Consider the following 14,311-nt stretch of genomic DNA (forward strand, 5'->3'; position numbering starts at 1 on the left):
CCGTTCTCCATTCGGATCAAGGCTATCAGTATACGTCTTATGCATACAACAAGCGATTAGAAGCATATGGCATAAAAGGCAGCCACTCTCGCAAAGGAAACTGCCTAGATAACGCCTGTGTAGAATCCTTCTTTTCGCACCTCAAGACAGAGAAGTTGTATCTACACCAGTGTAAATCAGAAAGTGAGTTAAGACAAGCCGTCGAAGATTATATTTACTATTATAATTATCAACGATTTCAATCTAAACTCAATCAGCGTGCGCCGATTGAGTTTAGACACGCACTAGCTGCATAGCTTTTTTATATTGTCTACTTGACAGGGATAAGACCACCGATAGTCTTTCCGTGAGACGTGAGCGGAATCACAATTGCCGCTTGTAATAAACACCCTCCATGCTGACAATTAATTTCTTCGCGTGACTTTGCTTTCATAATTTCCCCGGTCTTTAGCACATCTTTTGACAATTCGGTAATTAAGCTATGGGAAGGAATATGATGATCAGATCCTAATCCAACATGTGCTAATATTTTTTCCGTATCTGTTAGAGATACTGCATCTGTTCCTGTAAAGTGGTGGATAATTTGTGCTACATGCGTACATGATTCTTCCGTTAATCCTTGGCGAAAATACGGAAGTGTTTTATCAGCAATGCGCAATACTTTATGCGTTTGTAATGCCTTCGCATGTTCTTCTTGCCGTAAAATAGACTGAATCATTGACATTAAAATAAAACTTCCGAAACCATTTACGATAATCATTGGGATTGCAATTGTTTTCACAATACTCCAGCCGTCATTGATTATGAAAAGAATCATAAGCATTTCCAGCGATACCATGCAGATACTAAGCATTGCAGAAAATTTAGGAGTTACAACGCGATTTCGTTTTTGATATAAATAACCAATATAACCTGTCACAATCCCAGCCAAAATAGAAGAAATTGCACAGCTAAGCGCAGTTGTTCCTCCTAGTACATAGCGATGAATACCGGCTATAAACCCTACTCCTATTCCAACAATTGGACCTCCAAGTAACCCGCTAATCCCAATTCCCATAATACGCGTATTCGCAATCGTACTAGAAGAAGAGACGCCCTGAAGCCAATTTTCATTCATAATTGTATTGCCAGAAATCTCAATACCTGTGTAGTTGCTTACAATTGTAAATAATGAAAATATGCCAATTAACATAAAGCTACCTTTATAGCCATCTTGCTTATGCAGCAGCCAACGGAACACTTTAATATGTGAAAGTAAAAATCCTAAAATAACAATTAAACCAACGCGTTCAATCATCATTAATAATAAATTTCCCATTTTACGTCCATCCTTCGTGTATTCACTTTATTTCATTCAATATATTACATCATTATGTCTATATCTGCAGGATATATTTATTTTATGGAAATAACATTATGATATAGGAATAATTTAACAATGGTACAAAAAAGAAGCTCCCTCAAATGAGGAGCTTCTTCTTTGTATTATTTATGAAAGAAAATTGGTTTCAGCACTTGATTTGGATATGGCTTATTCCAGCCAAGATTTTAACAAAAATTTGTAAAAAGGAGTAAATAGAAATTACCAATCACACCCTTCTCAAATTTCTAATCTTTCTGCTTATAGAGTAAAAACTTAGTATCCGATCCTTCTACAAGTTGCTGTTGCTCAGCAACTAAACGATAATTTTTGTGAAGGTAAGGAACGTCAACCTCACTTGGAATCGTCTTTGGATCAACTCTTAATACAACAAATTTAATCTTTTTCTCTTTTATATAACGATGTTGCTCATCCATATTTTCAGGATATTCTTCATAGTTAATGTTTTGTCTTTCAAAATAGCGGATATTCGGTACAATATCTGCAGCTAAATAAAATCCACCGTCTAAAGAACCATAATTTAATAACGTTGGATTCGGTTCTTGATTCATGATTTCAGCAAATGTTTCCTGTGCAAGAGGCCCCTTCTGATAGAACTTTGAAGCCTTCATATTGGAATTATAACCGAAGCAGAAGAAAATCGTTGCCATCGCCATCATTGATAGAGCAAACCATTTACTTTTACCAAGAGTAATCTGCGACTTTATGTTAGCATTTTGAATAAAATGAGCGATTGCTATCAATCCAAATAGCCCTAAAGGCGTTATAATAAGGAAATAGTATGGATAGCCTCTTCCTCCAATATATACTCCTACAATTAAGAAAATGATAGTACTTAAAAGCATCCATTTTTGACTTCTATCTTTAAAGTACTTCCATGTAAACATAAAATCAATTAAACCGACAATAATCAACACTTTACTTTCAAAATTACCATTAAATGCATCGCCAAAAGTAAATGCGAAATTCATAAGTTTCTCAGCTTTACCTACTTGTGATGAATAAGTACCAAGATTAAATTTCAAATACACATCTATCAAATCTTGAATTGCATGATTCATACCAAAATAGATAAACCATGGAACACTTGCAAGAGCTAGTCCCGCAAACGTGAAAACAATTGCGTTCATTAAGTCCTTCCATCTTTTTTCACCTATACAAATAATTAAAATTGCAAGGTAGAATCCGATCCAAGCTCCAACAAGGGTAAATTTAATCCAAAACACACAGGCAATCATAATCCCATTTAAAAGATAAATTCTCCGGTTAAAAAGTGAGTCAGAGCCATACTTAAAATATTTAAATATCATATAAAGAAGAATCATTATAAAAGGAATCGAAAATTCTTCAGCACTATCCCCAAAACGAAATGCATTTTGATTTAATACTAATACTGGGAAAAAAATAGATATGAACGCAGAAGGCATCCAATTCAAATATAGGCGGGAAATCTTGAATGCTAAAACAACGTTAACAAACATTGCAAGACTTTCCAGTATGTAAACTCCAACGAAAGTGGAATGAGAAAACGAATAAGCTAATGCATGCAAACCATATAGCAAAGGACCCTTCTGTTCAAAAATATCTTGATAAGGAACTAATCCATTCGCCATAGCTTTTCCAACTGTAAAAAAGGCATTAGAATCTACCCACTCACTTAACGTAAAGAATGGGGATGTCTGTGTAAAAAACAACATAATAAAAAAGGAATAAAAAAATAAAAAGATATTTAGTTTTTCAAATGATGATTCATTTATCCTGAGATCATTAAACCTAACTGACTTTTTCATTTCTTTTAAGTCTTCCTCTCATTCATTTAATTAATGCCGGGGCCATTTTATAACAAGCTTATCCCCCGTTAAAACTTCATACCTATACTAAAAATTTATCCCCATCTTCAGATACGTGCTAGGCAATAACCCAGCAGTAAGATGGGGATGATTTTAATTAAACACAGCCTAAAATAATTAATAGTAAATATTTATAAGGTTTGTCCAGCCTAAGAATATTTTTATGAGGATGGGCCTTCTTAGTTTCTATTTACTTTTTAATCAAGTCTGATACGTATTCTTTTTGTTTCTCAAGAACGCTATTCTTTTCAATTGTATATCTCGGACGCCCTTTTGTTTCTTTAAAGATTTTTCCTATATACTCACCAATAATTCCAATTGCCAACAACTGTACTCCTCCAACAATCCAAATGGATAGCATCAATGAAGTCCAGCCACTAGTCGTATATGAAAAAACTTTTGCAAATAATGCATAAAGAGCAATTCCGATTCCGATAAGCACCATCAAAAATCCTAAATATGAAACGAATCTTATTGGTGCAACGCTAAATGAGGTAAGTCCATCAAAAGCAAAAGCAATCATTTTCTTTAATGGATACTTTGATTCACCAGCAAATCTTTCTTTACGGTCATAATAAACATTAGTAGATTTAAAGCCTAATAGAGGAACAATTCCTCGAATAAATAAGTTTTCTTCTTGATATTTTATAAATTCGTCTAACGCTCTTTTACTCATTAAACGATAATCTGCATGATTGGGTACTAACTTAACACCCATTTTCCCCATAAGACTGTAAAACCATAAAGCGGTGTTTCGTTTAAATTTTGTGTCCGTGTCTCTCTTATCTCGAACTCCATATACAATCTCATAACCTTCTTGATACTTATCGATAAATTGATAGATAACGTTAACATCATCTTGAAGGTCTGCATCTATTGAAACCACACAATCTGAAAAATCTCTTGCTGATTCTAAACCAGCGATTAATGCTCCTTGATGGCCAAAATTTCTACTTAATTTTAATCCTTGAACATAAGGATTTGTTTCGGTTTTTTCTTCAATTATGCCCCATGTATTATCAGAGCTTCCATCATCTACATAAAAAATGATACTTTCATTACTTATTTTGTTATTTACAACTAAATCGTCCATAACTCTTGTTAGTTCTTTTGTTGTTTCCTCTAATGTAGCTTCTTCATTGTAGCAGGGAACAACAATCGTCAATAGAGGTATATTGTGCGCCATTTTTCCACTCCTTAATTTTAAAAAACCCATTTAATATATCTTAAAATTTACAAGATTCTGTACGCACAAATTATCTTAACATATTTAACTATAAAATGTAATAATACCCATTGACCTTTCGATTAAAATTCCTTAACAATACCATAAATTTAGCTTACTTATATATATAAATTAAAAAAACAACATAAAACCCTCTTCTTTTTTATGGGAGGACGAGAGTGTCTGGCTGTGCATAGGAGCGGTCAGTGCCTTTTCCTGCCACATGCAATGTTGTAAAACAAAGGGAGCGCCAGTAGCGGTCATGATGTATTCTACATAACAACAATTTATATGCCGAAACATTAAAACGGATTTATATAGTTAAAAATTAAACATCTTCTTGATTCGGCCCAATCCCTATGTACTTCTAATCTCAACGTATCATTTATTTATCCATACTGCCTTCAATATCATTAACTATTCATAGATTTTCATATTACTTATATACATAGAATATATATAACGTTGAATATATTCTTGTCCTTCTTCGAATTGACTGAGGTATAAACAATAAACAGTTAAGGGAGGAAATAGATGTTATATACCGACGAGTTTATGGAGAGTTTACGGATGGAAGGTGACCCTATTCCGGATGAAATTATTAAAGAATTGTTCAAAAATGGTCAAGTTGATGCAGTAAATTCTTTGTTGAAACAATTAATTAACAATGACCAGTCTTATCCAGGGGAACTTCCTGATAACATCGAAAGTTGGCTGAGAGATACAGCTTATTGTCCAGAAGGAGTTGACTGGGCCCGAATGAGAAACGCAACTGACTTATTTCGAGAACATGGTATTGCTATCACTTTACTATTAGCAACAGGCTCACTTGTATATTGTTATGCAGCACGCAAAGGTGTTAAGGTCCTTACATTCAGTTATCGCTTAGGTCAAAATGCCTATCGCAGGATCGCTGAAACAGGACAATTCGTCCTTCATGTCATGGCACCAGATGGTCTTGAATCCGAAGGACAAGGAATCAAAGCGATCCAAAAAATCCGTTTAATGCATTCGGCTATTCGTCACTTGGTCCAACAAACCGATAGATGGGACGAAAAAGAAAATGGTATCCCCATTTGTCAGGAGGATCTGCTCGGTACTCTATTAACTTTCTCTAGTGTTATCATTGATGGCCTTCGTCGTTTAGGTATGAATATAACAGAAAAACAGGCCGAAGATTACCTGTATTTTTGGAAAATCGTAGGATCCATGTTAGGAGTTCGGGAGGACATTATCCCAGAGACCATGGAACAATCAATAATGTTAACAGAAATTATTGGAAGAAGGCATCATGGTCCGTCTCCCGAAGGAATTGAGATGACTCAGGCTCTTCTTGAATATCATGCAGATCTAATTCCGGGTCAGATGTTTGATAATATTATTCCTGCTCTAATTCGAGAAATCGTAGGGGACGAAATTGCTGATTGGATGGAAGTTCCCCGCTCCAATTGGCAAAAGTTAATGAAACTTAAAGAACTAATGGGTTTTCTTGATTCTGATTATTCAGGTGTTTTTGGAAGTATGGCTAATCATCTCGGTCTGGCATTGCTCAGACGTCAGTCACTTGCTATGACCGATTATGAATATACCCCGTTTCTCATACCAACAGAGCTACGAAAGGCATGGGGAATAGATGGAGATGCAAAAAAAGTGGGTAAAAATGAATAAACCATGCACACCCTTATACTTGGCAGATGATATGTGGTAGGCTGCATCCATTGGTAGTCATACCGCTGTTGGAGATAATAACCGATTACTTGAATAATATGACTCCTGATTTAATATAGGGATTATGTGTAATATTCCATAATCCCCATCCCATATGTATAAAAATAGAGGAACATCGCCTAATTATAAAGGGAGATGATATGCGACATTATTTAACATTTACATGGAACAAAAAAGACCAACTCTCAATTGTAAGAGTTAGTCATAATTTTGGTTAATTTATTAATCTTCGGCCTTCTTTTACTTATGGTAAGGTTCATTCCGATTAATTCGAAATGCTCTATACACCTGCTCTAACAGTACCAAACGCATCAACTGGTGAGGCAACGTCATTTTCGAGAACGACAATGACTCGTTGGAGCGTTTCATCACTTCCTTACTTAGTCCAAGCGATCCTCCAATAACAAATGCCACTTTGCTCTTCCCATATGTAGCGAGACGGTCTAAGTTTGCAGCAAATTCTTCTGATGATTTTTGTTTCCCTTCAATTGCTAATACAATCACATGCGTATCATCAGAAATTCTATCTAAAATGCGAATTCCTTCTTTTTCTTTTACCATTTGCATTTCTGCTTCACTTAAATTTTCTGGTGCTTTTTCATCTGGTAATTCAACAACTTCCACTTTCGCGTATGAAGATAATCGTTTTAAGTATTCTTCAATGCCTTGTTTTAAATATTTTTCTTTTAATTTTCCGATTGAGATAATTAAGATATTCACATGTACTCCCCACCTTACAAACACATTATCCACAGAAGTTATCCACATATCCACATACATCATCCACATATTGTGTGGGAATCTGTGTTCGACACAACATATATCGCCTTATTTTGACAAAATTCACATGTTTTTTTCTCATCACTTTCGTTATCCACATTGTGGATAACTGGAGCTACTTCACATTCATCCACAATAATATCTAGCGCTAACTCTACATGTTCTAAACAACAAGGTAACTTCATAATTTCACCTCACTTATCCACAACAGAAAACAGGAGGGGCCGCCTCCTGTTTTAATACTGCTGACTGCCTAATTTTATAGTTGTTGTTTCTCGCTTTGCACCACGATAATATGTAATCGTCATCTTATCGCCAATTTTTTTATTGTATAGAGCTTTTCGAAATGCAATAATATCCTGAACTGTTTTTCCATCAATTGCTACAATGACATCATATTCATGTAAACCAGCATCGCTACCTGGCGATGGGCTTTTTACATCTAAAATACATACACCTTCCGTTACATTTGCTGGGAGATGCAATGTTTTATCCCAATAATAAGTAGGAATTTCATTTAAAGATCTAAGCTCAACCCCAACATATGGCCGTCTTACTTTCCCATACTTTTCGAGCTCATTCATCACTGGGACAGCTCTTGCAACAGGAATTGCAAGGCCAATTCCTTCTACCTCTTTTGCAGCAATTTTCATGGAGTTAATACCAATAAGTTGCCCTGCTTCATTTATTAAAGCTCCGCCACTATTACCAGGATTAATAGCAGCATCTGTCTGCAATACTTCTACTTGCCAATCATAATGTCCATCTTGATCTAGATCAACTGGTACAATGCGTTCATTTGCGGAAATAATCCCTTGTGTTACAGTACCTGAAAATTGTAAACCAAGCGGATTTCCGATTGCAAGTGCAGATTCACCACGTTTTACTTTCGTAGAATCACCAAGGTCAATGACCTTTTTCGCATATTTTTCATCAATTTGTACGACAGCTAAATCTGTTACAACATCAGTTCCTAAAATTTTTCCCGGAACCTTTTTTCCATCGCTCAAACTTACTTCAATACGATTGGCTCCTGCTACAACATGATTATTTGTTACAATATACGCGTGCCCATTTTCTTTCTTATAAATCACTCCAGACCCTGTTCCAGCCTCAGCATCTGCTTCTGAAAAATTATCACGCTGGATATTAATAATACCAACTACTGCTTCTGAAGCACGGTCAACAGCCTTAACAAAGCCATCCCCTGTATTCACAACCTGAGGAGTAGACTGCGCTATATACTGTTTCTCTTCACTTGCTTCTGTTTCTCTAATTGTAGTCCAACCTAATTTCGAAAACGTTGGCATAGCAAAAGCAAATAATGTAGCACCAATGACAGTTCCCGCTACACCAGAAATAAAAATATGTTTATGCTTTTGCTTTCTCTTTCGTTTCCTCTGAACATCTTCTTCATCAATAAAGGACATTTATGCTCACCTAACCTTCCGAAAGCATTTATATTCCCCTTTATTGTTTACCAAAATGAAGAATTATACGTATTGAATTTTAGTTGGCGTTTTCGGATCGGTATCGTGCAGTTGGAACGCTTCTCCTACAGCAAGTCCTCTCTCTTCAAGCACTTGCGCAACAGACATACGAGCAAGCTCTTTCATATTGTTATCTAAACTAAGATGAGCCAAATATATATGCTTTGTTTCATCTGTAATTACATCAGTCATTGCCAGCGCTGCATCTTCATTACAAACATGCCCTACATCACTTAAAATTCTTCGTTTAACACTCCATGGATAACGTCCCATTCGGAGCATCTCAACGTCGTGATTACTTTCAAATACAAAAGCATTAGCTCCCTTAATAACCCCTTTCATTCGGTCACTAACATACCCTGTATCTGTAATAAGCGCTAACTTTCTTCCGTTGTGATGAAACGCATAAAACATTGGCTCCGCAGCGTCATGTGAAACGCCAAACGATTCGACTTCAATATCTCCGAATGTTTTCACTTCTCCAATAGAGAAAATAAATTTTTGCTCTGTTGGAATATTACCGATTAAGTGCTCCATCGCATTCCATGTTTTCTCATTTGCATAAATGGGTAAATGATACTTACGAGCTAATACACCTAGCCCTTTAATATGATCACTATGTTCATGTGTGACAAAAATACCAGATATACTATTTATATCTAATTCAGCTTGCTGGAACAAAGATTCCATTGCTTTTCCACTCAATCCCGCGTCTACTAATAACTTTTCACGTTCTGTCCCTACATACAGCGCATTTCCCGTACTGCCGCTTGCAAGTACACTAAAATGTAGACTCATTTTCCCTCACTCCATTGCTCAATTTCCTTGTTGTCCTTACCTAATTGAATAATTTGTCCTTCTATCGCGTTTACAAAGTAGTCCACTTTGTCTGTATACAGATTCCAGGTTGGAACAAGGACTTGTACATTTGAGGAAGAAGGAGCTACGACTGTTGCATATCCTAATTTTGCTCCTTTTATATGAATTCCTTGTTTCAATCCAGTTTTCGTATACAACGTTTCTAATGCATTGCGGGCAGAAATAATATCTAAATCTTTATTTCGATCTCCCATCTCTTTAAAGTCATATAGCATTGTTTGTGTATACGATATAATTTCTTTCTTTTCATTTAGTTCGGCAACAATCATCCCATGTTGATTATAAAAAAGTGGTTTATCTTTATATTTTTGAAAAAAATAAACTCTTGATCCTTCTACTTTTCCTATAGCATTGTATTTTTGTCCATCAACTACATAAGAACGCAAAAATTCGCTATAGTTATCACCTGTCGTTGCTTTCGCATTCCAAAATGGTTCCTTAAGCTTACTTACAAGTGTATTTGGCTCTTGTAAGGACACCGTTTGATTTTTTAAAGGATGTATATCTTCATCGGAAAAAGCTCTATTTTTCGCCATAATATACGTATCTTTCGGCGACTCTTTTGGTAAATCCTCAAATGTAATTTTATCCGCCTTCATTTGGTCTTCAATATTCGTTTCCGTCATATAATCAAGTTGATTACTATCCTTTTTTTGTACAAACTGAAAGATAAGGAAGAGATCTAAAATGAAAAAGGTAACAATAAAAATTGTTTTAATCCTATTCCAATCCAATGAGCTCTCCTCCTTTCTCTTCGCACCATTCTTTAACCTTATTGTCTTCACCGTACACAACATACCAAACGGGTTTTAAATTTATTGCAGCTATATTTTTTCCATCTGTTCCTGACTGTGGTGTAAGCTTATATCCTAATCGAATATCTTCAATTAATTTCATATCCACATTTTCATTCTTCTCTAGAGAGCGTATAACTGTCTTACCATCCGCAAGAGAGATTGTTTGGTCATCAACATATTTTAATAATAGCTTAAATAATGGACGCTTATAGGAAATTAATTCTTCTCCCCCCCATACTTCATCTAATGTTGCCATGCCATTTTCATTAAATACAGGTAAGCTATCAACATATAAACGATACGTTGTTTGTCTTTTTCTAGAGCTCATATATTCAAAACGATAAGAATCTGTTAAACCACTATGACCGTTAATAAAATCAAAACTGCGTTGAATAAGCGCATTTCCAGATATATTCGCTTGTTCTGATACAGCTGAATTTGTGTACTGTAACATTTGATTTTTCTTTAATACTTGCATGAGGCGAATTCCATCTGTATATGTGTTTTCACGTTCACCAGGTATTTTTTTTACATAACGAGGATCTGTAAATAATGCATTTATAAATACATCCTCGGTAATTTCATTTACTAAATACCCCATACTCTGCACATCCGTTTTCGTATCTGGTAAAAATATTTCTCTCGTATCACTTAATGTGTATTGAGAGTAATCCCTCGCACTAGCTGCAAATTGGTCACGTGCCGTTTCAAGCTCTCGAAGCATTATTCCTTTTAACACCATATGATATACCTTGCGATTTTCATATGAGATAAAGTAGACAGAAATATTACCATCGCGACTTTTTGATAAGTCAATCATTATACGATTAAAGCTATATGAATCTGGGATTTTTTCCTTGATGGCAAAAACGCCCCTCATAGAATCCAATGGGATATGTGTAGGGAAAAGCATTTCAATCTTGTTTTTCCCACGAACAAAGGAGAAAAATTGCTGTTTCGGAATATCATTTGATATATCTTTAAAATCGTACAATTCTCCTCGTTGAAGTAATTTATATAATGGATCAATAGCGTCTATATTTTCGCTTCCAAGATGTGTATTCTCTTTATGGAAAAGAACAACAGAAGGTAAAATGACATTCGCAAGATTCTTCTGTTCTCCCTCCGTATTTTCTTGAAGATATTTCGCATTTTGCAATTTGCTGGAATCAGGTACATAAGTCCATAAATTAAAAGTAAGAAATACGCTAATAACAACTAAGTTAATTAGCAAGACTGATTTTAAGTTCTCCATATTCATTCCCAGTCATCCTCTTCTTCCTTTTCCATCGGAAGCGTGAAATAAATGGTTGTCCCTTTTCCTTCTTCACTTTTTGCCCAAATCGAACCGCCATGAGCTTGAATCATTTCCTTGGCAATTGCTAGACCTAATCCTGTTCCACCTAATTTACGTGAACGCGCTTTGTCAACGCGATAGAAACGCTCAAAAATCTTATCAACGTTCTCTTTCGGAATCCCCATTCCTTGGTCGCTGATGCTTATTTCTAACATATCTTCTCTTTCTCGTAAACGATATGTTATTGTTCCGCCTTCTGGAGAATACTTTAAGGCGTTTGAAATAATATTATAAAGAACTTGTGTAATTTTATCCTCATCAATCTCAATAAAACGTGTTCTCTTAGAAAATGAACGTTTAAACGATACATTCTGCTCTTTTGACATTTCAAAACGATCAATGATATTACTAAAGAATTGTGTAAAATCTACCCATTCTTTCATTAAACGATATTCTGTACTATCTAATTTTGAAAGCTGTAGCAGCGCATTAACAAGTCGAATCATTCGCTCCGTTTCTTCTTGCGTCACTTGTAAGAATTGCGGTGCAATATTCGGATCTTGCCACGCACCTTCACCTAATGCTTCCAAATAGCTTCGCATCGTTGTTAATGGTGTACGAAGTTCATGAGAAACGTTTGCCACAAATTCTCGGCGCTCGCCCTCGATTCGCTCTTGTTCCGTCACATCATATAATACCGCAATGAAACCATTTACCTTTCCATTGTCTTTTTGAATAATAGAAAAGCTAGCTCGTAAAATATACGGCTCATCTCTTGTACTAAAATCTAATATAACAGAGTCTGGTTCTTCATATAAATTATCTAATGTGTACTCTTCTTGAATGCCTAATATTTCTAAAATCGACTGATCTAATGCTGTTTCACGTGAAACGTTAAGCATTTTTTCAGCTGGATCATTTAATAAGATAATATCTCCTTTTCGATCCGTTGCAATTACTCCATCTGTCATATGAGATAATACAGACGAAAGCTTTCTTCTCTCGCTCTCCGTAGAAGAACGAGCTTGCTGCAACTTCTTCGATAAATTATTAAATGCCAATGCTAATTGGCCAATTTCATCATGACCATGCACTTTTACTTTCCGAGCGTAATTTCCCTTTGCCATTTCAATCGCTTGCTTTCTCATATCTGAAATTGGTCTTGTAATAGTTTGTGCTAATAAAATACCTAGCACAGCTGTTACTAACAATGCGATAACCGTTCCCGTTGCAAAGATTTGATTAATGAGTTTCATTTGTTTATAAACATCTTCCATAGAAGCAACAATATAGATTACACAAGGTTTATCATTATTTGCTTGGATGGGTACCTTGATTGGAGTAGCAACAACCTGCACACGATTTCCTGTGTTGCGGTCTAGTTCCATTTTATCAACAGGTTTTTCTTGCACTAATGCTCGTTTTACCAATAAGTCTGTTGTTTTTTTTCCGACAATACTTTGATTATATTGAAGTGATGTTGCTAACACACGACTATTCTCATCAATGACCCGAACCTCTTGAATATCAGCTTTTCGATCAGAAGCAAAACCTTCCAGACTTGTTTTCAGTGCCTCTTCAATGGTAGGATCTTTTGGTCTATCTCTTTCTTTTCCAAATTCTTGCTTTAAGTTGTAAGCAAGTAAATTCGTTCGTTGTGTTAATGATTCTTTAAAACTCTTCACAAGATTTTTCTCTAACTCCCGAACAAAATAAACACCAATAATTTGCATTGCCATTAAAATTAATAGCATGTAAATTAATACGAACTTTAAATGAATCGACTGAAAAAAACCAACTTTCTTCATATATTACTCCTGCTCTGGATCGCGTAAGTAATATCCCACACCACGTCTTGTTACAATTAAAGTTGGATGACTTGGATTATCTTCAATTTTCTCACGTAAACGACGAACTGTTACATCTACTGTACGCACATCACCAAAATAGTCATAACCCCAAACAGTTTGTAATAAATGTTCGCGCGTCATAACTTGTCCTAAATGCTTCGCTAAATAATGAAGCAATTCAAATTCGCGATGTGTTAACTCAATATTTTCTTCGCGCTTTGTTACACTATATGCATTGGGATTGATTACAATCGGTCCAATAACCATCTCTGCATTTTCTTCTTTTTCAGCTGCTCCACCTTGTTGATGACGACGTAAATTCGCTTTTACGCGTGCTAATAACTCACGTGTACTAAACGGCTTTGTTACATAATCATCTGCCCCTAGTTCTAATCCAAGGACTTTATCAATTTCAGAGTCTTTTGCTGTTAGCATAATAATTGGCATTTCATAGTTTTTTCGTATTTCACGACAAACTTCTAAACCATCTTTTCCCGGTAACATAATATCTAATAAAACCATATCTGGTTGTTCTTCATTTGCTTTTTCAATGGCTTCATCACCATCATGAGCCATTACAATTTCAAAACCTTCTTTTTCTAAATTAAACTTTAAAATATCTGCAATTGGTTTTTCATCATCAACGACTAAAATTTTCTTTCCCATCATTTTAGTTTCCTCCTGAACATTTAATTGCCTTCTTTACAGAAAAACCTCTAGCTTCAACTGCTAGAGGCTTCCCTTCCTTCTATTTTAAAAGAACTAATCTCATTTGTAAAATTGTACAATATAAAAAGGATATTAAGCGGGCCCTCTTAATATCCTGAAAGTGGCTCGGGACGGAATCGAACCGCCGACACGAGGATTTTCAGTCCTCTGCTCTACCGACTGAGCTACCGAGCCAAAACATATATATAAAACCACTAATTGTGGTATTAAACAAAAGTGGCGGTCCCGACCGGGGTCGAACCGGCGATCTCCTGCGTGACAGGCAGGCATGTTAACCACTACACCACGGGACCAAAATAAAACAA

The 14,311-nt window shown here is 35.6% G+C and carries 12 protein-coding genes, 2 tRNA genes and 1 pseudogene; 2 read left to right on the plus strand and 13 right to left on the minus strand.

What is annotated here, in order from left to right:
* The coding region (locus BR72_RS24990) for an IS3 family transposase (protein WP_156107945.1) at nucleotides 1-296 on the plus strand (296 nt) is incomplete at its 5' end.
* A 29-nt stretch (nucleotides 297-325) separates the two neighbouring features.
* On the opposite strand, the pseudogene BR72_RS13880 reads toward BR72_RS24990, so the two are convergent.
* The 3 genes and pseudogenes from BR72_RS13880 to BR72_RS13890 form a co-directional block, all read right to left on the minus strand.
* Nucleotides 326-1,318, minus strand: a pseudogene (locus BR72_RS13880) (LytS/YhcK type 5TM receptor domain-containing protein); the annotation flags it as partial.
* 290 nt (nucleotides 1,319-1,608) lie between these two features.
* Nucleotides 1,609-3,171: an ArnT family glycosyltransferase gene (locus BR72_RS13885; RefSeq protein ID WP_035433769.1), complete on the minus strand. Its 1,563-nt coding sequence runs from the start codon at nucleotides 3,169-3,171 to the stop codon at nucleotides 1,609-1,611.
* Between the two features lie 250 nt (nucleotides 3,172-3,421).
* A complete protein-coding gene (locus BR72_RS13890; protein ID WP_177206958.1) occupies nucleotides 3,422-4,417 on the minus strand; it encodes a glycosyltransferase family 2 protein in 996 nt (331 codons plus the stop codon).
* A gap of 573 nt (nucleotides 4,418-4,990) precedes the next feature.
* On the opposite strand from BR72_RS13890, the gene BR72_RS13895 reads away from it, so the two are divergent.
* Nucleotides 4,991-6,124, plus strand: a complete 1,134-nt coding sequence (locus BR72_RS13895) for an oxygenase MpaB family protein (protein ID WP_035433771.1) — start codon at nucleotides 4,991-4,993, stop codon at nucleotides 6,122-6,124.
* Nucleotides 6,125-6,424: 300 nt separating this feature from the next.
* On the opposite strand, the gene rlmH is transcribed toward BR72_RS13895, so the two are convergent.
* From rlmH to BR72_RS13945, 10 genes are all read right to left on the minus strand, one after another.
* Nucleotides 6,425-6,904 carry a 23S rRNA (pseudouridine(1915)-N(3))-methyltransferase RlmH gene (gene rlmH, locus BR72_RS13900; RefSeq protein ID WP_035433773.1) on the minus strand — a complete coding sequence of 160 codons (480 nt, stop codon included), beginning with the start codon at nucleotides 6,902-6,904 and terminating at the stop codon, nucleotides 6,425-6,427.
* Between the two features lie 59 nt (nucleotides 6,905-6,963).
* Nucleotides 6,964-7,149 (minus strand): CxxH/CxxC protein, encoded by a 186-nt coding sequence (locus BR72_RS13905; protein WP_035433775.1) that lies wholly within the window; start codon nucleotides 7,147-7,149, stop codon nucleotides 6,964-6,966.
* A 51-nt stretch (nucleotides 7,150-7,200) separates the two neighbouring features.
* Nucleotides 7,201-8,394, minus strand: coding sequence for a S1C family serine protease (locus tag BR72_RS13910; protein WP_035433778.1), 1,194 nt, complete (start codon nucleotides 8,392-8,394; stop codon nucleotides 7,201-7,203).
* Between the two features lie 63 nt (nucleotides 8,395-8,457).
* The gene (locus tag BR72_RS13915; RefSeq protein ID WP_035433779.1) at nucleotides 8,458-9,252 is read right to left on the minus strand and encodes an MBL fold metallo-hydrolase; all 795 of its coding nucleotides are present in this window, start codon (nucleotides 9,250-9,252) and stop codon (nucleotides 8,458-8,460) included.
* Nucleotides 9,249-10,067, minus strand: coding sequence for a two-component system regulatory protein YycI (locus tag BR72_RS13920; RefSeq protein ID WP_035433781.1), 819 nt, complete (start codon nucleotides 10,065-10,067; stop codon nucleotides 9,249-9,251). Before BR72_RS13920 ends, BR72_RS13915 begins: the two co-directional genes overlap by 4 nt.
* On the minus strand, nucleotides 10,054-11,391 hold the full coding sequence (locus BR72_RS13925) for a YycH family regulatory protein (RefSeq protein WP_035433783.1): 1,338 nt from the start codon (nucleotides 11,389-11,391) through the stop codon (nucleotides 10,054-10,056). Before BR72_RS13925 ends, BR72_RS13920 begins: the two co-directional genes overlap by 14 nt.
* A complete protein-coding gene (gene walK / locus BR72_RS13930; protein ID WP_035433785.1) occupies nucleotides 11,388-13,235 on the minus strand; it encodes a cell wall metabolism sensor histidine kinase WalK in 1,848 nt (615 codons plus the stop codon). The genes BR72_RS13925 and walK overlap by 4 nt, the downstream gene beginning before the upstream one ends.
* A 3-nt stretch (nucleotides 13,236-13,238) precedes the next feature.
* Complete coding sequence (gene walR / locus BR72_RS13935) at nucleotides 13,239-13,946, minus strand: cell wall metabolism DNA-binding response regulator WalR (protein ID WP_081904889.1); 708 nt, start codon at nucleotides 13,944-13,946, stop codon at nucleotides 13,239-13,241.
* 161 nt (nucleotides 13,947-14,107) lie between these two features.
* Nucleotides 14,108-14,180, minus strand: a tRNA-Phe gene (locus BR72_RS13940).
* A 43-nt stretch (nucleotides 14,181-14,223) separates the two neighbouring features.
* A tRNA-Asp gene (locus tag BR72_RS13945) sits at nucleotides 14,224-14,299 on the minus strand.
* Nucleotides 14,300-14,311 lie beyond the last annotated feature (12 nt).

Source organism: Bacillus sp. UNC322MFChir4.1 (assembly GCF_000746135.1).
Lineage (GTDB): Bacteria > Bacillota > Bacilli > Bacillales > Bacillaceae_G > Bacillus_A.